Raw genomic sequence first — 24048 nt, 5'->3', positions numbered from 1 at the left:
GCGAACCAGGTGGAGGAGCCGGGGATGATGGCCGTCCTTGAATGGGGCACCTTCGTTGTGTGCTGCGCAGTTCTTCTGCTCCGGGTTCCGGACGCCGTGCGGGGACGAAACAGAACCGTTTTCGGCATCCTGCTGCTGGCAACCTTGTGCAGCCTGCTCGCCGTCTCCGGACCCTACGAAGCAATTGACCGCGCCCTCGGTGGCTGGAACATCACCCACCTGATATTGCGGTACCTGGTGTTCGCCGCGGTGTTGCTGGTAGGCCTCCGGATCACCAAGGGACTGGGAGCCACGCGGGGCTACCGTCTCATGGCCGGCAGACCGGGCCGCTGGGCCCTGGGGGTCAGCTGCCTGGCCGTTGCGGCGATCTTTATCCTGATGGACACGCAGGGCTCCTCTTCGGGCCTGCTGGACCTCCGCGACAGCGGCGGCCGGAACGCCGTGCTGGCGCCGTTCTACGCCGCAGCGGGCCGCACTTATCCGGCCTTTGTCTCGGTCATCCTGATGCCCCCGCTGCTGGACGCCATCCGAAGCCAGCTGCCGCCGCTGATTCGAGCCGGCGCAGTCGCCACCCTCCTCGGCGCCGTCGCCGTGGTGCTCAGCGTTCCGGCGTCTTTCGCCCCGCCAGCATGGGCGCTCGGACAACATCTGGCCAACTATTCGGCGGGCCTCGGCTACGTGCTGGGCCTCGCGCTGTTCTGGTTCGCCGGGCTGATTGCGCAGCCACGCGGGACCACTGGCGCAACAATTCGCAAGAAGTCCGAATAGGCATTCACAAAATCATTAGACCGTGAGAGAATCATGAATGTGTGAAAGCGACGATCGCCTCGTGTACGGAAGTCAGCCGTGCGGGGCGGAGCCAGTCGTCCGAGCGCCATTGGGGGGATGAGTGGTAGCGGTCCAATCGGACCGCTCCCACTCAGCCTGTTTAACGGCCCCTTTGGCGAGCGGAAGGCCGCCCGGCCGCCTCCCGGACGGGACGCAAACTTGCCATCCGGACGGCCGCTCAGCCGCAACCCTCAGCGCACAAAACGCAAGGTCACCAGCTGGAAGGGCCGGAGCACCAGCTCGGCTGAATCCCGTCCCGCGGTCACGCCGGGGGCGTCCACCGGCCGCTCCAGCAGGTCCACCGTGTGGACGCTCGTGACCTCGAAATTGGCTGTCAGGAGCCCGGTGGACCGCTCCCCCAGGGATTCGTACAGGCGCACGATCACGTCGCCCGAACCGTCCTCTGCGAGCTTGACCGCCTCGATGACGAGGCCCTGGTTGAACACCGTGAACAACGGTTCGACGCCGTGGCCACCCTTGACGATCCTTGGTGCAAGGTTAGTGCGGTAGCCCTCCTCGACGGCGTCGGCGATGCTGGCACCGGGCCTGATCGTCACCGCCAGTTCGTGCCGGCCGCGGTCCGCGCCGGGATCCGGGAACTTCGGCGCCCGCAGCAGCGACAGACGCACCGTAGTGGTGGTCCCGCCGTCGTCCGCCCGGACATCCCGGGTGACGTCGTGGCCGTAGGTGGCGGCGTTCGAAATCGCGACGCCGTAGCCGGGCTCGGCAACGTGGATCCAGCGGTGCGCGCAAATCTCAAACTTGGCCGCCTGCCACGAGGTGTTCAGGTGGGTGTCGCGGAATACATGCCCGAACTGGGTCTCGGCGGCCGACCGGTCGGCCCGGACGTCAAGGGCAAAGCCGAGCTTAAGCAGCTTCTCCCGTTCCTGCCAGTCCACCACGGTCGTAATCGACAGGGAATCGGCGCCAGCGCCCAGCGAAATCCGCTGCGTCACCGGGGAGGACCCGGCCACCCGCTCCACCACCACAACGGCGTCCCAGCCACCGCGTTCCAGGGTCACCGATCGGGCCGCGGTAAGTGCGACGGCGTTGCGGCGGTAGAAGGCATCGATGTCCCAGGCGTCCCATTCGTTGGGCGTATCCCGGTGGAGTTCCAGGAGGTTCCCGAACTGCCCCGGCGCGATGGCCTCCCGCCCGCTGGCGTAGTCCATCAGGGACGCCAGCAGCCCGTCGGGGTTGATCACGGCCCGGATCACGCCGTTGTCCAGGATGTAGCCGCCCTCGACTTCGGTCACATTTACGGGCTGCTCCGCGCGGACCGGTTCGGCTGCCGCCAGGGCAGGCACGCCGTGCCGCTCGTGCGGCGCCGCGTTGAGCAGGAAGTCCTGTCCGCCCGTGCCGAGCAGTGCCGTGGCCGCGCCGGCGATGATCGCCTCGAGCTGCTTTCCGACGGCGGCGTAGTTGCGTTCGGCGTCCTGATGGACCCAGGCAATGGCGCTGCCCGGAAGGATGTCATGGAATTGCTGCAGCAGGACCAGCCGCCAGAGGCGTTTGAGCTCCGCCGCCGGGTAGTTGTAGCCGCCGCGGACCGCGGCGGTAGCACACCAGAGTTCCGCCTCGCGCAGCAGGTGTTCGCTGCGCCGGTTGCCGAGTTTGGTGTTGGCCTGGCTCGTGTAGGTTCCGCGGTGAAGTTCCAGGTACATTTCCCCGACCCAGACGGGGAGGGACTCGTACTCGGTCTGGGCCCGGGCGAAGAAGCTGGCCGCCGAGCCGAGCTGCACCCTGGGGGATCCTTCCAGGTCCGCCGTGCGGCGCGCGGCCGCCAGCATCTCCCGCGTGGGTCCGCCGCCGCCGTCGCCGTAGCCGAACGGGACCAGTGACATGGTGCCGCGGCCGTGGTCGCGGTAGTTCCGTTCGGCGTGGGCCAGTTCGCGGCCACTGAGCTCGGAGCTGTAGCTGTCCACCGGCGGGAAGTGGGTGAACAGCCGGGTGCCGTCGATTCCCTCCCAGTTGAAGGTGTGGTGGGGCATCCGGTTGACCTGGTTCCAGGAGATCTTCTGGGTCAGGAACCATTTGCTGCCGGCGGCCTTGACGATCTGCGGGAGGGCTCCGGAGTAGCCGAAGGAGTCGGGAAGCCACGCTTCCTCGCATTCCACGCCGAACTCGTCCCGGAAGAAGCTCTTGCCTTCCAGGAATTGGCGGGCCATGGCCTCCCCGCCTGGCATGTTGGTGTCGGACTCAACCCACATACCGCCCACGGGAACGAACTGGCCGGACTTGACCTTCTCCCGGATGCGCCCCAACAGCTCCGGGTAGTATTCCTTGATCCAGGCCAGCTGCTGGGCCGAGGAGCAGGAAAATACGAACTCGGGATCCTCGTCCATGAGCGCGACCACGTTGGAGAACGTCCGGGCGCATTTGCGGATGGTCTCCCGCACCGGCCACAGCCAGGCGGAGTCGATGTGCGCATGTCCGGTGGCGAGCAGCCGGTGCGCCGAGGCGTAGGCCGGCTGGGCCAGGACGTCGGCCAGCGCGGCGCGTCCGGCCGCGGCGGTTCCCGGGACGTCGTCGGGATCCATCAGGTCCAGCATGCGCTCCAGCGCCCGCAGGATTTCGTGCCGGCGCGGCAGTTCCATCGGCAGTTCGTGCATGAGCCCGCCGAGGGTCCAGATGTCCTGCTGCAGCTCCCAGACTGTCTGGTTGAGTTCGGCAATGAAGATCTGACCCAGCCGGTATTTCGGCTCGTTGCCCGACGTCGCCTTGTCACCGTAGGGGGTGGCCGCGAAGGTCCAGCCCTGCGATAGGTCCGGGTTCGCCGCGGCCTCGACGTAGAAGTCAACGGACATTCCGCTGCCGAGGAGCTTCAGCGGGATGTACTGGTTCCGCGGGGAGATCGCCTTGATGATGGTCCCGTCGGGCCGCCAGGCGATGCCTTCGCACTGGAATCCCGGAAGGTCGGCGCTGAACCCCAGGTCCACGACGATTTCGACTGCGGTGTCCGGTTGGGTTCCCCACGAGACCGGCACTTCGCCCTGCAGCCGCAGCCAGGTGGTGCTCCAGGGCCGGCCCCAGGCCGCGCCGTGTTCCTGCGGGGCGAAGTCCTGCCGGAGGGCCTCCAGAACCGGGACAGGTTCATCGGGGACCTCCCAGCTGCTCAACGCGAGCGGAATACTGCGTGGGTAAACCGCGGGGACTATGCGTTCGCGCAGAAAGCGGTCCAGCCGGACTTCCGTGAGACGGCGGTCGTCGTGCAATGTGTTCCTCTTAGCGCCGGAATGAATATAGCCCGATTGAATCCAATCGATGGCTAAAACTTACTTCGCGCGCGGGCATTCAGCCAAGGCGGTCCTAAGCCACGGGCGCCGGCAGGGAGATCCGGTCGCGGCCGGCGTACACATTCAGGGTGGTGCCGCGGCTGAACCCGGCGAGCGTCATTCCGCTGGCCTCGGCAAGTTCGACGGCGAGGCTGGAGGGTGCGCTGACGGCCGCGAGGACGGGGATGCCGGCCAGCGACGCCTTCTGGACGAGTTCAAAGGAGGCCCTGCCGGAGACCTGGAGGACGGTTCCGCTGAGGGGCAGCAGCCCCTCCCGGAGCGCCCAGCCGACGACCTTGTCTACGGCGTTGTGCCGGCCCACGTCCTCGCGCAGGCACAGCAGCTCCGCGGAGCCGTCATCGGCAATCCGGAACAGCCCGGCGGCGTGGACGCCGCCGGTGACGTCGAACACGGCCTGGGCTTTACGGAGCGCGTCGGGCAGGGACGCGAGGACCCCCACCGGGACGGTGAGCGGGTCAGCCGCGGGGCTGAAGTGCGAGGACTTGTGCACGGCCTCGATGGAATCCGTGCCGCAGATGCCGCAGGAACTGGAGGTGTAGACGTTCCGTCCGGTGTCAGGCCGCGCCACGTCGGGCCGCAGCTGCGCCTCCACGACGTTGAAGGTCTGGATGCCGTTTTCATCCTCCCCGGCGCAGAACCGGAGGGAGACAAGCTGGTCGGGGCTCCAGATCACCCCCTCGGAGACCAGGAAGCCCGCAACCAGGTCGAAGTCGTTTCCGGGCGTCCGCATGGTGACGGAGTAGGAGAGCTGGCCGAGCCGGATCTCCAGAGGTTCCTCCACGGCGAGAACGTCCTCGCGGTGCCGGACCGGGAACTCAAGTGCCTGCGGTGAGCCGTCCAGAACAAACCTGTGCACCTTGCGGCGCTGCGTCACGCGACCCATCAGAAACTCCTTTGCAACATGCAATCATTTTCCCTTGCGCCCGCCGGGGTGGCCAGCGCAGGCCTACAGGCCGGTTCCATGCGCCGGACGTCAGTCAAACAGGGCGCTCCAGTCAACGGGGCCGCCGGTACCGGCCGGCTTCCGGACGGTGCGCTTCGGCGTTGTCTTGGCCTGCGCCGCGGTGGCGCCCGGTTCCGGGATCGGCGGGCCCCACGGCAGGGCGAAGGCGGGGACCAGCTCCCCCAGCTGGACGCCATGTGGCGGTACGACCAGCACGCCGTCGGCTGCTGCCAGCCCCCGCATCATGCCCGGTCCGGTGTGTTGGGCCGGCGATGCCATCCCGTAGAGGAGCCGAAAGGGCATCAACCTGGTCCGGCCCGGGTCAGGCTCGATGGTCGAACCGCACGGAACCTCCACCACGGGTGGCATTGTCCCGTGACCTAGGGCGGCCAGAAGCGGTCCCGCCAGGGTCGACAGCGCCATCATCGCCGCCAGCGGATTACCGGGCAGGCCGATGATGAAGCGGCCGTCGGGCAGTTCGGCCAGCACGGCGGGGTGGCCCGGCCGCATCGCGATGCCGTCGATCAGCAGCCGCCCGCCGAGTTCGGCCACGGCGCGCCGCAGGTGGTCGGTGCCGGAGCGGCCGGTGCCGCCGGTGGTGATGACGACGTCGGCCGGCAGGTTCTCGACTCCGGCGTCCTCTGCGGACAGGGCGTCCGGAACAGCCGGCTCCTGGTCCTCGAGGGCGGAGAGCCATTCGTCGTAGCTGTCGCCGATCTTGACCTCGCCGCTGCAGATCCCGCCGAGCATCTCAACCACACCGGCGAGCTGCGGCCCGAAGGTGTCACGGACCTCTCCCGGTTGCGGGATTCCTGCCGGAACAACCTCGGAGCCGGTAAGCACGAGCCGCACTACGGCCTTGCCCAGGACGGACAACGTGTCGTGGCCGGCCAGGGCCGCCAAGGCCAGATGGGCCGGGTTGAGCGCGGTGCCGGCCTTGACCAGCAGCTCGCCGGCGGAAGCCTCCTCGCCGGCTTTGCGGATGTGCTCGCCGTTCCGCGGTTCGCCGGGTTTGGCGGCACCGCTGGTCTTCAGCGCCGGCAGGCCGTCCTCATCCGGCGAGATGAGGCCGCTCTCGCTGCGGAGCACGGCCTTGGCCCCGGGCGGGATCAGGCCTCCGGTGACGATCGGGCTCGCCTGGTGCGGTGCCAGCCGCTGGCCGGGTTCGGCCAGGATCCACGGTCCGCTGCCGTTGACGGCCCAGCCGTCCATTGCCGACGACGCGTAGTGCGGGATGTCCTGGAGCGCTTCGACGTCGGCAGCGAGGATCCGCCGCAGGGCGTTCCTGAGCGGCACCGGCGCAGCGGGAATGGGTGCGGCGCAATCGAAGGCCAGCTGCCGGGCCTCCTGCCAGGTGTGGGCCAGGTGGGGGTGCGGCTCCCGCGACCCGCTGGCGCCCTCTTCCTCCCCTGCTGCCGCTTGGTTGCCACCGGGCGCGGAGTGCTCTCCGGCGGCGGCCGCACCGTCGGCAGGGGGCTCAGGCGTCATGCCCCGGAGGCTTCGGTGGACGCGTAGTCCTGGGCCAGTTTCCGGGCAACGCCGATTGCGGCCTGCATCGAGACGGCATCCGGAGCCTGCCCGGATCCCGAGGCCAGGCCGGCGGCGAAGCCGGCGATGAAAGTGGTCAGCGGGGCCGCGGGGCGGACTACGGAGTGTGCGGCCACTCCGGCTAGGGCCAGGACCTCGTTGACGTCGATTTCAACGTCCTCCAGTTCGAGGGCCTGGAGCAGGGCGCGGCACCAGTCTTCCAGCGTTTCATCCTGGCTCTTCACCGTTTTCCTCCAAAGTCGGGTTCAGTCGCGGAGCTGCGGGCCCTTCGTCCGGTTCCTGGCCCGGAGCGCGGCCGGACACTCCCAGCGCGGCGGCATCGTCCCAAGTGTCCACGTCATCCGTGGAACCGGGGGGAACGCGAAGTCCCCGCACGTCAAGACTAGCAAGAAGGGCGAACACGGAGGCGTTCGCCAGCGCGCCCCGCCGCGCAGCTTCCGCAACAGAGCGTTGTAGCGCGGCTGTGCCATAGAAACCGGCGAGGGGCTGCCGGCGCCCGTCCGCTGAGACGGCCAGAACGCCGTCGCCCTCCAGCCCAGCCGCCAGCGCCTCGCGCATGGCGCTGACCGCGGCCATGACCCGGGGCATGTCGCAGGCCAGCACGAGCGTCAACGCCGGCACCGGCAGCTCCGCGCCAGCCGCCATATGGTGGTCCGCCAGGGCGGCGAGTCCGGCGGCGATGGCTGCGGCCGGGCCCGCGAAGGGCGGTTCTTCCCGGCACGTCAGCACGCCCGCCGGGAGGGGGCCGGGGTCCGGTCCGACGACGACGATCGTGCCGGCCCCATGCGCGGCCAGCAGTGAGTGGTCAAGGAGGGTCCGTCCGCCGGACACCAAACGGGACTTGGGCGAGCCGCCCAAACGCGAGGACCGCCCGCCGGCCAGGATGACAGCATCGAATTCCACCGGCCCAGCCTAGCGCGGCACTGGACCGGTCCGGTCCAGTGCCGCAGGGTCGTCCCGGAAATTGGCGGTCTCCTCAGGCTGCGGACTCCGGCAGCAGGAACGGATCCCAGTCCGGCGCCGGCTTCTCCAGTTCCTTGATCTGCCAGACGGTGCCTTTAGGCGGTCCCGGCGTGAAGCCAAGCTTCCATCCCATCTCGGCGGGCGTGTGGTCGCCCTTGGCGTTGTTGCACCGCAGGCAGGCGGCCACCAGGTTCTCCCAAGAATCGGCGCCGCCCCTGGACTTGGGCTGGACATGGTCGATGGTGTGGGCTGCCTTGCCGCAGTACGCGCAGCGCTGCCCGTCCCGGCGAAGCACACCCCGCCGGCTGACCGCCGTGATGGTGTTATACCGGGGCCGGATGTAGCGGTGAAGCAGAATCACCGACGGCCGGCCCAATATGTCTTGTGGCCCGACGACCGGGTCGTCGCCTTCGGCCACCACACTGGCCTTTCCGGTAAGCACAAGGACGAGCGCCCGGCGGAAGGTGACTACCGCGAGCGGTTCATATCCAGCATTCAGAACGAGAGTGCGCATCCGCATACCTCTTCACGGCCGCACCCGCCAGGGGCACGAGGGCCGGCTGCCCTCTGCATGGTCGGGCTATGGATCGACACCACAAGAGTAAACACCCAAGGGCCGGATCACCGAATTTTTGTCCCGCGACGCCGTGCGTGTCTGCTGGGCGGCGGCGGCCGCAACAGCAAAGAGGACCCCCGCCACTAGGCGGAGGTCCTCTCTGAGTGCTGGAGACCGGTGGTGGCCGATTTCAGCCAATGGCGATTTAGCCGCCGACGCGGATGAAGACCGGGCCGGAACCGACGTTGGCGCTGTACAGTGCGGTGGTTCCGCCGTTCCAGCCGCCGTGGACAGCCATGCCGTTGCCGACGTAAACGGCGATGTGGGCCATGCCGACGCCACCGTTCTTGTAGTACGCGAGGTCGCCCGGGCGAGCCTCAGCGGCGCTCACGGTGCGGCCGAGGGACAGATAGCCGGCCGGCCAGCCGTGGAAGTTGATGCCTGCGGCGGCCAGGGCGTTTGAGGCCAGACGGGTGCAGTCCTGCGACACACCGATCTGGGCGTAGGCGGCGGCAGCGATCGCTGCGCCGCTGCCGCTGGCGACGGAGAGTCCCTGCGTGGTGGCCGAGGCGCCGGCGGCAGCCTCGGTGCCGGTGTTGCCGGCCTTTGAGTCCTGAACCTTGAGGACCGGCTTCGCAGCCTCGACGACCGGAGCCGGTGAGGTGGAAACGGCCGGCTTCTCGTAGGAGATCGCAATGGTGGAGGCGGCCGAAATCGTTGCCGGGGTGCCGGACTGGACTTCGAAGGCCGATGCGGAGGTGGATTCGCGCTGAACGTTGGTCTCGGCAGCGTTGGCTGCGATACCGCTGGTCAGTACGAGGCCTGAAGCGGCCGCGACGACCGCAGCCTGGCGGCCCATCGTGCCAGCGTTGTCGCCGACAGCCTTGGCAATGACAGCAAGCGAGTTGGTCTTGGTGACCTCGGCGCGGTGCCGTGCAGAGTTTGCACGAGTAGTCATTAAGTTCTCTCTTTCGTGATCCTTGGACCGCGCTTTTAGGCGCGGAGTAAGGACGCTCCGGCATCTTGGGGGTACGCCGGATCGCCCCGAAATGGGTTACTTAGCGAAGGGTGTACTGCGAAGACGCGCCAAAAGCGGAGACTGCGTGCAGGTGCGTGGCCTGCGGGCCGGACTCAGCAGAGCTCGAGTCGGCGAAGTGAAATCCATTCCGGGCGCCGGCAAGGGCAACCAGGGTCCTGGATTTCAGCGGGCTCGAAAGAGCCGCGCCAGCGCGGTGACGCGCAGCATTGTGGCGTGAAGACACGAAAGTAGCCTCTCCCAATGCCTACGAGGTGAGCTGTCGGATTCGGATGGGAGTCACCCGGCCGCGCTGCTTCTGGGAAGCTTTGCGACTTAACCCCAAGGTCTTCTTGCGAAGACCAAAATTGGTTCCCCCGCCCCTGCCAGACGATGTCATGCGATAGGACCTTGAGCGGTGGCAGAGTTAGGCAATCCACTCAAGAGCGCCAACTTCGGAGAAGTTGGCGTACCTCAAACGATACAGGACTTGGGACGCAATGTCACATTCAGATCACGGCGTGTCAAAAGAATGCGAGAGTCATCCATCGGCTATTAGAGCCAGCCGGTCGGGTCAACGACGTCGCCGTTAACCATCACTTCAAAGTGCAGGTGGCAGCCCGTGGATGCTCCGGTGGTGCCGCTCATCGCCACAACATCGCCGCGGGAGACCTGCTGGCCAACCTTCACGCTCGATGAAGACAAGTGGTTGTACGTGGTCTCCAGGCCGTTGCCGTGGTCAATTACTACGCGGTTGCCGCCGCCGAAGGGGTGCCAGCCGGTGAACGTGACGGTTCCGCTGGCAGCCGCGTGGACAGCCGTTCCGCATTGCGCGGCGTAATCCTGGCCCCGGTGGAACTCGCCGGAGCCGCCGGTGATGGGACTGACCCGGTAGCCGAACGGCGAAGCCGTCACCATCTTCTCCATGGGTGCGCCGAGGCTCCCGGAGGAGGCGGCGCGGGTGATGCTGCCCACTGACTGGGCGCTCAGCAGCTGCTTGAGTTTTCCGTCGGGGTCACCCTTGGTGGTCACGGCGGTGCGGCTGAAGTCGATCTTTGCGGCGGAAGCGGCCGTAACGTCTGGTTGCGAGGCGGCGGCGACGGTACCTGAGCCGGTGTCGGTGGCCATCACCGGGCCGGTAGCGGGAACTGTAACCGTCAAGACCAGGCCGGTCGCAGCAAGGGCGATGCCGGCACGCTGCCCCACACCACTGGCGGCGGCAAAGTCCGTTACCTGGCGGAACGGGCTCCGGCGGCCGCGGCGTTCGTCGCGGTGCGCATCACGCGGGCGGTCTGCCAGAACGGCGACTGCCGCACGCGGCTCCGGAGCGGGGCCGGTCGCACGACGACGGCCCCGGGTGGTCTGGGTGGTCAAGAACGGTTCCTCTCTGGAGAGCCTGCGAAGTTAGCTGTCGGATTCGGGTCAGAGAGATCAAAGACCCGGTCCGCCGTGAACAAGCATCCAGACACAGAGGAATTCAAGAAGAGTCCCTCGGTGGAGTGTGCTTGCCGCTGACGGACTTCACCCCAAGGCTGTTCGGAAAACAGCCGGAAGTGGTTCCCCCGCCCCTGCCAGAAGGTGACTCTGCGACTGATCCGCTGGCAGAGCTCGGCTTCGGATCAGATAACGCTTTGGTATCGGTACTGGTGATTAACTATAGGCGATTAAGCCGCCTGGTGATAATCCCGTTATCTCCGTTGTGCACAACTCATGGGTCGTCCCACCAACGGCGGGTGAAGGCTGGTTAACCGACGGTAACAAAGACGTGAGCTGCGACTTCGGGGGGCAGCTCGAGGGCGCCTTCGATGTCCGGCACGCGGACCGAAATGTACTCCCCGACGCGTTCCAGGGACACCAGGGCGCCGGGACGAATGCCGCCCTCGTCCAGCTGGACGAGCAGTTCCGGCTCCACCTGGATGGGCTCGGCCAGCCGGTTGACCGTGATCCGCGAATCGGCCCCGTAGCCTGTCATCGCCTCGAGCAGGTTTACGACGCTGGCGCCCAGTGCGTAAGGCTGGGTGGGCAGTCCCCCAAGCTCCGCGAGCCCGGGGATCGGATTTCCATAGGGCGAAACAGTCGGGTGGTTGAGCATCTCGAAGATCCGCCGTTCCACCCGCTCGCTCATCACGTGCTCCCAGCGGCAGGCTTCCTCGTGGACATAGGCCCAGTCGAGGCCGATGACGTCGGCCAGAAGCCGCTCCGCCAAGCGGTGCTTGCGCATGACCCCGATGGCGCGTTTCCGGCCGGTTTCCGTCAGTTCAAGGTGCCGATCGCCGGAAACAACCACCAGTCCGTCCCGTTCCATCCTGCCGACGGTCTGCGAGACGGTGGGTCCGGAGTGGCGCAGCCGTTCGGCGATGCGGGCGCGGAGGGCGACGATGTTCTCTTCTTCAAGTTCCAGAATGGTCCGCAGATACATCTCGGTTGTATCGATCAGATCCGTCATTCAGCTCAGCTCCTCGAGCGCCGTCCTTGCGTCATTCCCACCGTACCGCGTGCCGATGCGCGCGGCTGCCTTGGCGGGATCCGCCGTACGTTCGCAGCACAGCTTAGCCTATTTTGAATTACTCCGGATAATCGCTGGGAGGCCACGACGGCCCCCCGGTGGCTGCATCCGTCTCAATGACCGGACTATGACGAACTCTTTTCCCGCGCGCACGGGGCAGTCAGGCAGAATGAAAAGGAGGCTTCGCTGCAGCCACCCCTGCCGGGCCGCCCCCCAAGCCACGCTTTGTACCAGCCGAAAATTGGAGCCCCAGTGAGCGACACCAGCATCACGATTCCCGCAAATCTCCTCCCCAAGGATGGCCGGTTCGGCGCCGGACCATCCAAGGTCCGTCCGGAACAGATGGATGCCCTCGCGGCTGCCTCGGCGACGCTGCTCGGAACCTCGCACCGCCAGGCTCCCGTCAAGAACCTCGTGGGCTCGGTCCGGAACGGCCTCAGCGAGTTCTTCCGGGCCCCCGAGGGCTACGAGGTGGTCCTGGGCGTCGGCGGTTCCACCGCGTTCTGGGACATCGCCAGCTTCGGTCTGGTGGAGAACAAGGCCCAGCACCTTTCGTTCGGCGAGTTCGGCTCGAAGTTTGCCGCGGCCACCAATAAGGCGCCGTTCCTGGCGGACTCCTCCATCATCAAGTCCGAGCCCGGCACCCGTCCGGCGCCCCGGGCGGAGGCCGGCGTCGACGTGTATGCGTGGCCCCAGAACGAGACCTCCACCGGCGTAGCCGCCCCGGTCCAGCGCGTCGCCGGCGCCGATGACGGTGCGCTCGTGCTGGTGGACGCGACCTCCGCGGCCGGCGGGCTCGACGTCGACGTGGCCCAAGCGGACGTGTACTACTTCGCCCCGCAGAAGAACTTCGCCTCCGACGGCGGCCTGTGGCTTGGACTGTTCTCCCCCGCCGCCCTGGAGCGTGCGGCACGGATCAAGGCCAGCGACCGCTGGATCCCTGACTTCCTGGACCTCCAGACGGCGATTGACAACTCCCGCCTGAACCAGACTTACAACACCCCGGCACTGGCAACCCTGGTCACCCTGGACGCCCAGGTGCAGTGGCTCAACTCCAACGGCGGCCTGGACTTCGCCGCCGGCCGGACCGCTGACTCTGCCGGGCGGATCTACCGCTGGGCCGAAGCTTCGGACTACGCCACCCCCTTCGTGGCCCGGGCCGAGGAGCGGTCCAACGTGATCGCCACGATCGACTTTGACGACTCGATTGACGCCGCGGCCATCGCCAAGGTGCTGCGGGCCAACGGCATCGTGGACACCGAGCCCTACCGGAAGCTGGGTCGCAACCAGCTCCGCATCGCCACTTTCGTCGCGATCGAACCGGACGACGTTTCGGCGTTGCTCGAATGCATCGATTTCGTCGTCGCGGAGCTGAAGAAGTAACCCCTCGGTCAGCTCAGCGCTGACGATTCAGCGTTCGACGGCGTCGTCCGGGTTTGATTCCCGGGCGGCGCCGTCCGCGTGGATACGGACGCCGGCAATGCCGGATTCGAGGCGGAAATGGTGCAGGCCCCGGGCCCGGCGGTCGAACCGGATCCGCAGCCGGCGCGCCCGGATGATCCAGGCCAGGCCGATCACGGCGGCGAGGACGCCGGCTGCCGCCGCGACGCCCATCGACCAACGGGGACCGGCGACGTTCGCTACCCAGCCCACCAGCGGGGCGCCGATCGGTGTGCCGCCCATGAAAATCGCCATGTAAAGAGCCATCACCCGCCCGCGCATGACGGGATCGGTCGTCGTCTGGACGTAGCCGTTGGCGCTCGTCATCATGGTGATCGCGAAAAGCCCCACGGGCACCAGCGCCACCCCGAACCAGAAGTAGTTGGGGGCCAGGGCGGCGATGCCGGAGGTCACGCCGAACGCGCCGGCCGCGCCGAAAATGATCCGAAGCCTGGGCTTGCCCCGCCCGGCCGAGAGCAGCGCGCCGGCAACCGAGCCGATGGCCATGATCGAGTTCATCAACCCGAAGGCGCTGGCATCCAGACCGAACTCGGCGCCGACCATCGCCGCGATGAACAGCACGAAGTTCAGGCCCAGGGTCCCCACGATGAAGACCGCGACCAGCACCACGATGATGTCCGGGCGGAAGCGGACGTAGCGCAGGCCTTCGCGGATGCGGCCCTTGCCGGCCGCTGCCCGCGGCAGCCGGCGCAGGGAGGCGGCTGGAATCCTCCACAGGCTCAGCAGGAGCGCCACGAATGTGACGGTGTTGATCAGGAAGACCCAGCCCGGGCCGACGGCGACGGTCAGGATACCCGCCACTGCGGGTCCGATCATTCTGGCCACGTTGAAGGAGGCACTGTTGAGCGCCACCGCGTTCGGCAGGTAGTCGTCCCGGACCAGTTCCGAGACGAAGGTCTGGCGCACGGGGGCGTCCAGGGCGGACACCACGCCGAGCAGCAGGGCAAAGCCATAGACGTGCCACAGCTGCGCGGCGCCCGAGAGCACAAGGATCCCCAGGCCCGCGCTCAGTGCGGCCATGGCGGACTGCGTGAGCACCAGCAGCTGCCTGCGGTTGAAGCGGTCGGCCACCAGCCCGGCCACGGGCGCGAGGAAGAGTTGCGGGCCGAGCTGCAGGGCCATCGTGATGCCCATGGCTCCGGCGTCGTGCTCGGTCAGGTGGTCAAAGACCAGCCAGTCCTGGGCGGTGCGCTGCATCCAGGTCCCGATATTGGAGATCAGCGCCCCGATGAACCAGATCCGGTAGTTCAGGATGTGCAGCGACTTGAAGGTGGACGTCATGCCCGACCCTCACCCTGCATCATCCCGAAGCGCTCCAACCCCTAGTCAGCCTCTTCGGCCGGCCGGACCGGCAGGGCATTGCCGTTGGCGTCGTAATCATTGCCGTCGGCGTCGTCACCGTATTCTTCGTCGGCGGCGTCGCCGTATTCTTCGTCGTCGACCACAGCGGCGCCGCCGTCCTCTTCTTCGTTATCGACCACAGCGGCGTCGGCTTCGACGTAGTCCTCGTCTGAGGCGGCGGCGGCCTGCTCGGCTGCCGCGGCGGGCTCAGCGGACTCCTCGTCCTGGGCGTCTTCCGGGCGGACACGCTCGGCCCAGGGGACCCACTCGGGCGCCAGGATTGAATCTTCGGAGGGCAGCAGGCCCAGCTCGTCGACCGTAACCACCTTGGACCGCGAATTGCGCGTCAGCACGGCGTACCACTGCCAGCCGCCGTAGCCGGCGAGCTTCGACTCAAAAAGATGCGTGACCAGGCGGTCGCCCTCGGTGCGGGCACCCAGATGCCGGCCGATCTGCTCGGCAGGGGCAATGGATTCCACGGCGGCGCGGGCGGCGTCGACGGCGGCGGCGAGGACGGCGTCGGGCTTGCCCGTGCGCCAGACCGGAACGCCGGTGCGCGGCTTGGACGCGGCCGCGGATCCCGATCCTTTGGATCCGGCTGTGTTCAACCCGGCTGCATTCGACCCGGCTGTGCCGGCGACCTTCGGCGCGTTCTGCTCAGGTTCCACTGACATCAGGAGCCTTACGCGTCCAGCTCGTCGGCGACCTTACGGAGGGCCACCGCGATCGCCTTGGCCTTGTTGCCTTCCGGGTACTTGCCCGCGGAGAGCGTGCCGGAGAGGTTGTCCAGAACGGTGACCAGGTCCTGGACCAGCGGGGCGAGGTCCTTGGCGCTGGGGCGCTTGGCCTTGGCAATGGAGGGGGTCTTGTCCAGCACCCGCAGGCCAAGCGCCTGGGCACCCTTGCGTCCGTCGGCCACGCCGAATTCCACCCGGGTCCCGGCCTTGAGCTCCGTTACGCCCTCGGGCAACGCCGATTTCGGCAGGAAGACCTCCTGGCCGTCCTCCGCTGCGAGGAATCCGAAGCCCTTTTCCTTGTCATACCACTTGACCTTGCCGGTAGGCACGTAATCAACCTTCTTCGTTCTGCTGGTGACACGGCCGACCGCCACCGCATCCGCATTGATATGCGGGTTCAGGGTGTGACTGCCTGGACCGTGTTGGTCTGTTCCTTCAAGGTTATCCTGCCATGGGCACTATGACAGTGTGAGGCGCGGGGCGGGACTGTTAGCGTTGGCCTCATGACACCATTGCGCTTCCGACGGCCCCTGCAGATCATTGCGGCAGTGGTCGCCGTATTGTCACTGCTGGCGGTCGGAGCAGTGATGGCCCTGGCGTTCGGCAAACTCGTTGCTCCGGCCTGGGTCACCTCCACTGCGCTCTACGGGCTGCCCGCGGCGTTCCTGCTGATGCTGCTGCTGGTGGTCGACGGCGTCGCGGCCCGCCGCCGGACACGAGAGCCGGGAAGGTAACGTTGGACTGATGTCCCTCATTCGCGCGCTCAGCAAGGAACTGGAGGCACGCAGCGACGACTCGTTGCGGGCTTTGTTCTCCGCGCGGCCGGACCTCATCTCTCCCGGCGTTCCGGACTTCGCAGCCCTCGCCGCCCGTGCGAGCGGCCGCGTGAGCGTGCAACGCGCCTTGGAGCGGCTCAACCGCCCCGAAATGCAGGTGCTGGAGACGTTGCACCTGTGCACCAACACCGACACCGGGCACAGCGCCTCCTCGGCGATGCTGAAGAAGCTGATCAACGGCGCTTCGCTTACCTCGATTGACCGTTTGCTGCACTCCCTGCAGGAACTGGCGCTGGTGCACCGGGCCGAGCCACCGCACGGGGTCGCTCCGGCCCACGCGCGGCAGCGGTATTACCTGCCGGTGGGCAGCCTCAAGGACGTCATCGGCATCTACCCGGCCGGCCTGGGCCGCAGCTACACCGAGCTGGTCCGGCTCCAGCCCGCGTTCGCGCAACGCGTCGTCCAGCTCGTCGGGGAACTGCACCGCAGCGGCGCGGCCGTCTCCCCCGCCACGACGCCGATGGAGGCGGCCCTGTCGCTGCAGCACTGGACGGCCTCGCCCGAGTCGCTCCAGCAAATCCTCGCGGACGCCCCGGAACGCACCAGCGCGCTGCTCGCCCGGTTCGGGAACTGGGCCATGGGTGCCGTTCCCCAGGCGCAGCGCCGCGCTTCCGTGGTCCACGAAAGCTCCGACGTCGGGCCGGTGGACTGGCTGCTGGCCCGCGGCCTGCTGGTGCCGCTGGATGCGGCGCACGTCGAGCTTCCCCACAGCGTCGGCGTCTCACTGCGCGGTGGTTTCGTGATCGAGAACTTCGCGCTGACACCTCCGGTTCCCCGGCTGGGTTCCACCAGTGCAGCATTGCGCCGGAATGCCGCCCTGGGGGCGATCGCCGAGACGCTGCGGCTCGTCGGCGAGCTGCTCTACATCGTCCGTGAACAGCCGCTGGTCACGCTGCGCAGCGGCGGAGTGGGCGTCCGCGAGATGAAACGCCTGGCCGATTCGCTGCGGATCGATCTGCACGAGGCCGGCGTCCTCGCCGAGCTGTGTGCCCTCGCCGGTCTGCTGCGCCTCGACGTCGACAGCTCGGCCTGGGTCCAGCCCCCACAGCTGGAGTGGCTCACGCTGCCGCGCCAGGAGCAGTGGCTCTGGCTGGTCAACGCCTGGCTCGCCAGCGAGCGCGCCCCGTCGCTCGTGGGACAGCCTGTCAACGGCGGGGCGCCCGGGACGGCCGCGCACCGGGGGCCGGCAGGCACCACCATCAATGCGCTCTCGGCCGAGGCGCAGCGGCCGGACGCCCCCGTGGTCCGCAAACGGATCCTGGAAATCCTCAGTGAACTCACCCGGGAAGCCTCGGCCCTGGACGGGCAGGCTCCCGTGCTGGACGCAGCCGCCGTACTGGAACGGGCCGACTGGTCCCAGCCCAGGATGGCGCGCCGCTTCAGCTCGCTGATCCGTGGGGTCCTGGCAGAAGCGGACATGCTGGGGCTCATCGGGTCCGGGGCCCTGAGTCAGATTGGCGCCGCGATCGCAGCTCAGCAGCCCGACGAGGCACTTGGCATCCTGGGCGAGCACCTGCCGGCCGCGCTGAACCACGTCCTGCTGCAGGCCGACCTGACCGCCGTGGCGCCGGGCTACCTGGCCCCGGAGCTGAGCGAGCAGCTCCTGACCATGGCCGACGCCGAGGGCCAGGGACCGGCCACTATCTACCGTTTCTCCGTCTCGTCGGTCCGCCGGGCGCTCGACTCCGGACAGGACGCCCAGGCCATGCTGGACTTCCTGCGCCAGCATTCCGCCACCGCCATCCCGCAGCCGCTCAGTTACCTGATCGAAGACACGGCTGCCCGGCATGCCAGGCTCCGCGTCGGCGCCGCGGCCAGCTTCATCCAAAGCGACGACGAAACTGCGCTGCTGGAACTGCTCAACGCCTCCGCGGCGTCCGGTCTGGGCCTGGTCCGCATCGCCCCCACCGTGCTCATCTCCTCCTCCCCGCCCCGGGAAACCGCCCAGCTGCTCCGAAGCCTGGGCCTGTCCCCGGCCGTCGAGGAGGGCGAGTCAGCCGTGCTCCGGCTGCGCCGCAGCACCGCCATGCCCGGCAGCGTGCGCCCGGTGTACACCGCGCCGCGGACCGCCCCGCCGGAGGCCGACGTCGACGCGCAACTGGCGGTCCTGCGCGGCGGGCGCCCGGCAGCCGACGGCGCGGGCGGGCATCCCGCTGCGCAGGGCAGCGAAGAGGCCACCCAGCTGGGGCTGGAGACATTGCTCAAGGCGATCAGGCTCAAGCAGCGGGTGGTGATGAACGTCGTGGACAGCTTGGGGAATGCCGTCCGCGAGACAGTTGTTCCGGTAGCTGTGAACGGTGGCCGCGTGCGGGTCTTTGATCCGGAAAAGGACACCGAACGCGTCCTGTCCATCCACCGGATTATTGATGTAGAAGCCGCCGAGGAATTGCTCCAGTGAATGACGGACCCCTGATCGTCCAGAGTGACAAGACCATCCTGCTTGAAGTCGACCACGTACTGGCCACTGAAGCCCGGCACGCCATCGCCGCCTTTGCCGAACTGGAGCGCGCCCCGGAGCACGTGCATAGTTACCGGCTGACGCCGCTGGGTCTCTGGAATGCACGGGCCGCCGGCCTCGACGCCGAAAAGGTCCTCGACACGCTGCTGAAATACTCCCGCTTCCCGGTGCCGCATTCGCTGCTGATCGACGTGGAAGAGACGATGTCCCGCTACGGCCGGCTGCGGCTCGAAAAGGATCCCCAGCATGGCCTGGTGATGCGGACCTCCGACTACCCGGTGTTGGAGGAGGTCAGCCGCGCCAAAAAGATCGCTCCCTTGCTGGGTCCGCGGATCGACGGCGAGACCGTGGTGGTGCATTCGTCCCAGCGCGGGCAGCTCAAGCAGCTGCTGCTCAAGCTTGGTTGGCCCGCCGAGGACCTGGCTGGCTACGTCGACGGGACGCCGCACCCGATTCTGCTGGACGAGTCCGGCTGGAAGCTCCGCCCCTACCAGCGTTTGGCGATGGAGAATTTCTGGGCCGGCGGCAGCGGCGTCGTCGTGCTTCCCTGCGGAGCCGGCAAGACGCTGGTAGGCGCGGCGGCGATGGCCACGAGCTCCACCACCACCCTGATCCTGGTGACGAACACGGTGTCCGCGCGTCAGTGGAAGGACGAGCTGCTCAAGCGGACCTCGCTGACGGAAGAAGAGATCGGCGAGTATTCGGGCTCTGTCAAGGAGGTCCGTCCGGTCACCATCGCCACGTACCAGGTCCTGACCACCAAGCGCGGCGGGTTGTACCCCCATCTGGAGCTCGTGGACGGCAATGACTGGGGACTCATAATTTACGACGAGGTCCACCTGCTGCCCGCCCCGATTTTCCGGATGACGGCGGATCTGCAGGCGCGCCGCAGGCTGGGCCTCACCGCGACCCTCGTCCGCGAGGACGGGCGTGAAGGTGAGGTCTTCAGCCTGATCGGGCCCAAGCGCTATGACGCGCCGTGGAAGGATATCGAAGCCCAGGGGTACATTGCCCCGGCGGACTGCGTGGAGGTCCGGATCGACCTGCCGCGTGAAGAGCGCGTGGCCTACGCGATGGCCGAGGATGCGGACAAGTACCGGCTCTGTTCCACCTCCGAGTCCAAGACCCTAGTGGTGGAGCAGCTCGTCGCCGAGCATGCCGGGGAGCAGCTCCTTGTGATCGGGCAGTACATCGACCAGCTGGACGAGATCGGCGAGCGCCTGAAGGCCCCTGTCATCAAGGGCGAGACTACCGTGAAGGAGCGCCAGAGGCTTTTCAGCGCGTTCCGTGCCGGCGAAGTCCAGACCCTCGTGGTGTCCAAGGTTGCCAACTTCTCGATCGACCTGCCCGAGGCCTCGGTGGCGATCCAGGTCTCCGGGTCGTTCGGTTCCCGCCAAGAGGAAGCCCAGCGGCTCGGACGGCTGCTGCGGCCGAAGAAGGACGGCCGCGCCGCCCGCTTCTACTCACTCGTGGCCCGGGACACCCTGGACCAGGACTTCGCGGCAAAGCGCCAGCGGTTCCTCGCCGAGCAGGGCTACGCCTACCGGATCATGGACGCCAAGGACGTGGGGGCGGCCGGTTAGCCCCGCCCATCAAACGCACACCAACCATTCAGAAAACTCCCAGAGTCTGGGAGCATCATGGGAATTATGAAAAAGACCGGTCCTGAAGCCAAGCTCCTCGTCGTCGATGATGAACCGAACATCCGTGAGCTGCTCTCCACCTCCCTCCGCTTCGCCGGCTTCGAGGTAGTCTCGGCGGCTAACGGGCGGGACGCGCTGGCCGCGGCCGAGCTGCACTCCCCCGACCTGGCCGTGCTGGATGTCATGCTGCCGGACATGGACGGCTTCACCGTCACGCGCCGGTTGCGCGCTTCGGGCAAGCATTTCCCCGTGCTGTTCCTGACCGCCAAAGACGACACCGAGGACAAGGTGATGGGGCTGACGGTCGGCGGCGACGACTATGTCACCAAGCCTTTCAGCCTCGACGAAGTTGTGGCGCGCATCCGCGCCGTGCTGCGCCGCACCCAGCCCCTGCAGGATGATGACGCGGTGATCCGCGTGGACGATCTGGAGCTCGACGACGACGCCCACGAGGTACGGCGCGGCGGCACCGTGATCGAGCTCTCCCCCACCGAATTCAAGCTCCTGCGCTACCTCATGCTCAACCCCAACCGGGTCCTGTCCAAGGCCCAGATCCTGGACCACGTCTGGGAATACGACTTCAACGGGGACGCCTCGATCGTTGAGTCCTACATCTCCTACCTGCGGCGCAAGGTGGACATCGATCCGGATGCCCCGGCGCTAATCCAGACCAAGCGCGGCGTCGGATACGTGCTGCGGACGGCAGAGAAGCGCTGACCTTGCTGCAGCGTTGGAAATCGGCCCCGCTGAGGTCGCAGCTCGTCGCCATCATGACTGCGCTCATGCTGGTGGCGCTCACCGCTACCGGCGCCGGTACCATGACGCTGCTGCACAGTTACCTGCAGGGCCAGGTGGACGACAAGCTCAAGGCCGCCGTCGAGTCCGTGCGCCAGCAGCAGTCCTTCAGCCAGCTGCAGGAACAAAACCCGAACATCCCCACCGACTATTCGCTGATGCTCTTCAGCGCCGGGCTGCCGCCCTATCAGTTCGGCAGCGACAATGCAGCGCGCCCCGACATCAGCAACATCTCCGCCGCCGAGGCCCGGGTCCGCCACCAGGCGCCCTACCAGGTCAGCGGCACGGACGGGCACAACTGGCGGGTGGTGGCCCTCAGCGTGATCGATTCCAACGCGCGCACCGCCGTGTTGGTGATCGGGCTTCCGCTCGCGCCGGTGGATTCCGTAATGGAACACGCCATCCTGGTAGTGGTGGGCGTCGGGCTGCTGACCCTGGTGTTGGCCTTCCTGATCGCGACGTGGAGCATCTCCCGGTCCTTCCGGCCGCTGGTCCGGGTGGAGAAAACCGCGGCGGCCATCGCGGCCGGGGACCTGTCGAGACGGGTGGAAATCGAAAATCCCAACACCGAAGTCGGGAGGCTGGGCAGTTCCCTCAACGCCATGCTGGCCCACATTGAAACGGCCTTCGCGGCCCGGATGGCGTCCGAGGAGCGGATGCGCCGCTTCGCCGCCGATGCCTCCCATGAACTGCGGACCCCGCTCGTGACCATCCGCGGGTTCTCCGAACTGTACCGGCACGGCGCCCTGTCCACCCCGGAGGACGTCGCCACCGCGATGGGGCGGATCGAAAGCGAAGCCAAGCGGATGGGAACCATGGTCGAGGACCTGCTGCTGCTGGCCCGGATCGACGAGCAGCGCCCGCTGGCGCGCAAGCCCGTGGACCTGCTGCTGCTCGCCCACGACGCCGTAGTGGACACGCAGGCGAGCGACCGCAACCGCAGTATCTCCCTTACCGGGCTCGACGGCGGCCCTGCCACCGCCGGCCCCGTGTTGGGTGACGAGGCGAAACTGCGACAGGTGGTCGGCAACCTGGTAGGCAATGCCCTGCGCTACACACCGGAGGGGACGCCCATCGAACTCGCCGTCGGCGTCCGGACCTCGGAGGGCGGAATGCGGCACTCGGTGCTGGAGGTCCGCGACCATGGTCCGGGCGTCCCCGACGAGGAAGCCGCGCGGATCTTCGAGCGCTTCTACCGCGCCGACACCTCCCGGACGCGGGAAACCGGAGGCAGCGGGCTGGGGCTCGCGATCGTGGCGGCCATCGTCGGCTCCCATGCCGGCACGGTCCAGGTCGGGAAGACCGACGGCGGCGGCGCCACCTTGGTCGTGAGCCTTCCGTACCTGGACGAGGCCTTGACCGACGAGGCTATGGCGGACCATGCCTTGGCGGACGACGGCCGGCCAGACGACACCAAGGCTGGCGCCGGCCCCGGAGACGCAGCCGCCTAGCTTTCCTGCAGCACATTATTTTTTGGCGGCTGGCCGTCGCGGGCTGCCGCCAGCTCCCCCGCGCCGGCAGCCGGTTGTCCACATAGCCCAGCAGGCCGCGGCCCGCGCCGGCCTCCCCTGCCTAGGCTGGTGCTGTCCGGAAAGCCCGGACGAGCCAGCCCCGTCCGGCGTCGCCTGCGCGACGACGGACCGGGGCTGCTCCCAGCGATTCCGGGAGGCAAACCCATGAGCATCATCTCCGTCGACACCGAGCTGCTCCAGCTCAAGTCAGCGAATGTCAAGGCGACGGTCGAGCGGATCGGCGCCGACGTCCAGGCCATGAAGCTTGGCCTCGACGAGCTGCAGGCCAGCTGGCGCGGCGCGGCCGCCAGCAACTTCCAGGCCCTTGTTGCCGAGTGGACCCTGACCCAAGGCAGGGTCGAAGCCTCTCTGGCCGCCATCAATCTGGCGCTCACCGCGGCGGCGGCCAGCTATGACCAGGCGGAGCTGAACAACGCCCAACGCTTCGGGTAGCGACCCCACACCGGCCCCGTGCCGGCCCTCAGACCTCCGGGGTGCCCTGGTGGAAGCGGAGCCGCCATTGGGCGCCCTCACGGACCCACAGCGAGCTGCGCAGGGTCGTTCCGGTCCTGGTGTAGCTGCGGTAAGTCAACAGAACAGTGCTTTCGCCCAGCCGGTCGGCGCCCAGCAGCTCCAGCTCGATGGGCCCCTCCGGGCTCTCCTCCAGCTCCAACATCATGGCGTCCCGTGTCCAGATCCGGCCCGAGCTCCCGATCTCGGTGAAATCCGGATGCAGCAGCACGCCCGTGCGTCCGAGGTCTGCCCGGGTTTCCGGCCGGAGCAGCTCGCGTTCGAGTGCTTCGACGATGGCCTCCGGGCTGGCATCCGTGCCCGGGGCGGGCGTGGTCTCCTCCTCGAGCTCGCTGAAGAGATCCGGTTCCTCGAAGCCTCCAGCGTGACCGAAGAACTCCTGCTGGCCTGGCCGGGCGGGCGCTGGCGGCAGCGTTGCGGGCGCCATCACGGGCGTCACGGGCGCGGGCGCTGCTGAGGGGCGCTGTGCCTCGCCGGGCCTCTCAGCCGTCGTTCCGAAGCCGGGGCCCTGCCGGACCGCAACGCCCTGCTGGTAGGAAGTGGCTGCTGCCCTGGCACGCTCATCGGCGGCCTCGTTGAGGTCGTGCCCGGCATGGCCGCGGACCCACTCGAAAGTGTACTTGCGGCCACGCAGTTCCTGATCGATCTCCTTGAGCAGTTCCACGTTCAGGACGGGCTTGCCGTCCGACTTCCGCCAGCCCTTCCGCTTCCAGCCCGGCATCCACTTGGTTACGGAGTTGATGACGTACTGGCTGTCGCAGAGGATGTGCAGATCCTCGCCCGGGAGGTGCGCCGTGGACCGGAACAGGTCGAGGACGGCCATCAGCTCGCCCTGGTTGTTGGTGCCATGCGGCCATCCCCCGGCCCGCCAGCAGTCGTCATTCACGTACCAGGCCCATCCGGCCGGGCCGGGATTTCCTAAAGCCGAACCGTCGGCTGCTGCTGTAATCGTCACTGCACTATCCTGCCAGACCCCGCCAAAACCCACCGAGGCTCCCGCACATGCCGTCCTGAGCTGAGGAAGCCGTTATCAGTGCAACGTCTGCGGGAGCGTCGGCTGGATGAATGCGAGAACTGCGG

At 67.7% G+C, this 24048-nt stretch carries 21 protein-coding genes and 2 riboswitches; of the genes, 8 read left to right on the top strand and 13 right to left on the bottom strand.

Annotated features, from left to right (window positions below):
• The first annotated feature begins 24 nt into the window (after positions 1–24).
• Positions 25–768 carry a hypothetical protein gene (locus OM977_RS03695; RefSeq protein ID WP_264356193.1) on the top strand — a complete coding sequence of 248 codons (744 nt, stop codon included), beginning with the start codon at positions 25–27 and terminating at the stop codon, positions 766–768.
• A 251-nt stretch (positions 769–1019) separates the two neighbouring features.
• Here OM977_RS03695 and OM977_RS03690 read toward each other — a convergent pair whose 3' ends face one another.
• The 9 genes from OM977_RS03690 to OM977_RS03650 form a co-directional block, all read right to left on the bottom strand.
• A complete protein-coding gene (locus OM977_RS03690) occupies positions 1020–4043 on the bottom strand; it encodes an alpha-mannosidase (RefSeq protein WP_264356192.1) in 3024 nt (1007 codons plus the stop codon).
• Positions 4044–4137: 94 nt separating this feature from the next.
• Positions 4138–5007, bottom strand: a complete 870-nt coding sequence (gene fdhD, locus OM977_RS03685) for a formate dehydrogenase accessory sulfurtransferase FdhD (protein ID WP_264356191.1) — start codon at positions 5005–5007, stop codon at positions 4138–4140.
• Positions 5008–5097: 90 nt separating this feature from the next.
• Entirely contained in the window at positions 5098–6555 is a 1458-nt protein-coding gene (locus OM977_RS03680; protein ID WP_264356190.1) for a molybdopterin molybdotransferase MoeA, read from the bottom strand.
• Positions 6552–6839 (bottom strand): DUF6457 domain-containing protein, encoded by a 288-nt coding sequence (locus OM977_RS03675; RefSeq protein ID WP_264356189.1) that lies wholly within the window; start codon positions 6837–6839, stop codon positions 6552–6554. Before OM977_RS03675 ends, OM977_RS03680 begins: the two co-directional genes overlap by 4 nt.
• Entirely contained in the window at positions 6823–7518 is a 696-nt protein-coding gene (mobA, locus tag OM977_RS03670) for a molybdenum cofactor guanylyltransferase (RefSeq protein ID WP_264356188.1), read from the bottom strand. The genes OM977_RS03675 and mobA overlap by 17 nt, the downstream gene beginning before the upstream one ends.
• A gap of 73 nt (positions 7519–7591) precedes the next feature.
• A complete protein-coding gene (locus tag OM977_RS03665) occupies positions 7592–8092 on the bottom strand; it encodes an HNH endonuclease (protein ID WP_264356187.1) in 501 nt (166 codons plus the stop codon).
• Positions 8093–8339: 247 nt separating this feature from the next.
• On the bottom strand, positions 8340–9092 hold the full coding sequence (locus OM977_RS03660; RefSeq protein ID WP_264356186.1) for an NlpC/P60 family protein: 753 nt from the start codon (positions 9090–9092) through the stop codon (positions 8340–8342).
• Positions 9093–9400: 308 nt separating this feature from the next.
• Positions 9401–9569, bottom strand: a riboswitch (cyclic di-AMP (ydaO/yuaA leader).
• Positions 9570–9704: 135 nt separating this feature from the next.
• Entirely contained in the window at positions 9705–10523 is an 819-nt protein-coding gene (locus OM977_RS03655; RefSeq protein WP_264356185.1) for a M23 family metallopeptidase, read from the bottom strand.
• Between the two features lie 4 nt (positions 10524–10527).
• Positions 10528–10743: riboswitch (cyclic di-AMP (ydaO/yuaA leader) on the bottom strand.
• Positions 10744–10893: 150 nt separating this feature from the next.
• The gene (locus OM977_RS03650) at positions 10894–11595 is read right to left on the bottom strand and encodes a metal-dependent transcriptional regulator (RefSeq protein ID WP_264356184.1); all 702 of its coding nucleotides are present in this window, start codon (positions 11593–11595) and stop codon (positions 10894–10896) included.
• A gap of 312 nt (positions 11596–11907) precedes the next feature.
• On the opposite strand from OM977_RS03650, the gene serC reads away from it, so the two are divergent.
• On the top strand, positions 11908–13038 hold the full coding sequence (serC, locus tag OM977_RS03645) for a phosphoserine transaminase (RefSeq protein WP_264356183.1): 1131 nt from the start codon (positions 11908–11910) through the stop codon (positions 13036–13038).
• Positions 13039–13065: 27 nt separating this feature from the next.
• Here the strand turns inward: serC and OM977_RS03640 are convergent, their stop codons facing one another.
• From OM977_RS03640 to OM977_RS03630, 3 genes are read right to left on the bottom strand one after another with little or no spacing between them, the layout of a single operon-like run.
• Positions 13066–14397, bottom strand: coding sequence for an MFS transporter (locus tag OM977_RS03640; RefSeq protein ID WP_264356182.1), 1332 nt, complete (start codon positions 14395–14397; stop codon positions 13066–13068).
• Between the two features lie 41 nt (positions 14398–14438).
• Positions 14439–15131: a DUF3027 domain-containing protein gene (locus OM977_RS03635; RefSeq protein WP_264356181.1), complete on the bottom strand. Its 693-nt coding sequence runs from the start codon at positions 15129–15131 to the stop codon at positions 14439–14441.
• Positions 15132–15139: 8 nt separating this feature from the next.
• The gene (locus tag OM977_RS03630; protein ID WP_264356180.1) at positions 15140–15523 is read right to left on the bottom strand and encodes a cold-shock protein; all 384 of its coding nucleotides are present in this window, start codon (positions 15521–15523) and stop codon (positions 15140–15142) included.
• A 174-nt stretch (positions 15524–15697) separates the two neighbouring features.
• Here OM977_RS03630 and OM977_RS03625 point away from each other — a divergent pair, with 174 nt between their 5' ends.
• The 6 genes from OM977_RS03625 (at position 15698) to OM977_RS03600 (ending at position 22890) form a co-directional block, all read left to right on the top strand.
• On the top strand, positions 15698–15928 hold the full coding sequence (locus OM977_RS03625; protein WP_264356179.1) for a hypothetical protein: 231 nt from the start codon (positions 15698–15700) through the stop codon (positions 15926–15928).
• Positions 15929–15938: 10 nt separating this feature from the next.
• Complete coding sequence (locus tag OM977_RS03620; protein WP_264356178.1) at positions 15939–18428, top strand: helicase-associated domain-containing protein; 2490 nt, start codon at positions 15939–15941, stop codon at positions 18426–18428.
• A complete protein-coding gene (locus OM977_RS03615) occupies positions 18425–20071 on the top strand; it encodes a DNA repair helicase XPB (protein WP_264356177.1) in 1647 nt (548 codons plus the stop codon). The genes OM977_RS03620 and OM977_RS03615 overlap by 4 nt, the downstream gene beginning before the upstream one ends.
• Positions 20072–20137: 66 nt before the next feature.
• Positions 20138–20848 (top strand): response regulator transcription factor, encoded by a 711-nt coding sequence (locus OM977_RS03610; RefSeq protein WP_264357279.1) that lies wholly within the window; start codon positions 20138–20140, stop codon positions 20846–20848.
• 2 nt (positions 20849–20850) lie between these two features.
• Positions 20851–22377, top strand: a complete 1527-nt coding sequence (locus tag OM977_RS03605; RefSeq protein WP_264356176.1) for a sensor histidine kinase — start codon at positions 20851–20853, stop codon at positions 22375–22377.
• 225 nt (positions 22378–22602) lie between these two features.
• Entirely contained in the window at positions 22603–22890 is a 288-nt protein-coding gene (locus OM977_RS03600) for a WXG100 family type VII secretion target (protein ID WP_264356175.1), read from the top strand.
• 28 nt (positions 22891–22918) lie between these two features.
• Here the strand turns inward: OM977_RS03600 and OM977_RS03595 are convergent, their stop codons facing one another.
• On the bottom strand, positions 22919–23923 hold the full coding sequence (locus OM977_RS03595; RefSeq protein WP_264356174.1) for a ribonuclease HI family protein: 1005 nt from the start codon (positions 23921–23923) through the stop codon (positions 22919–22921).
• Between the last annotated feature and the right edge of the window lie 125 nt (positions 23924–24048).

Origin of the sequence: Pseudarthrobacter sp. MM222 (assembly GCF_947090775.1) — a bacterium.
GTDB lineage: Bacteria > Actinomycetota > Actinomycetes > Actinomycetales > Micrococcaceae > Arthrobacter.
Note: the sequence above shows the minus strand (reverse complement) of the source record. Positions and strands in the feature narration are given on the sequence as shown.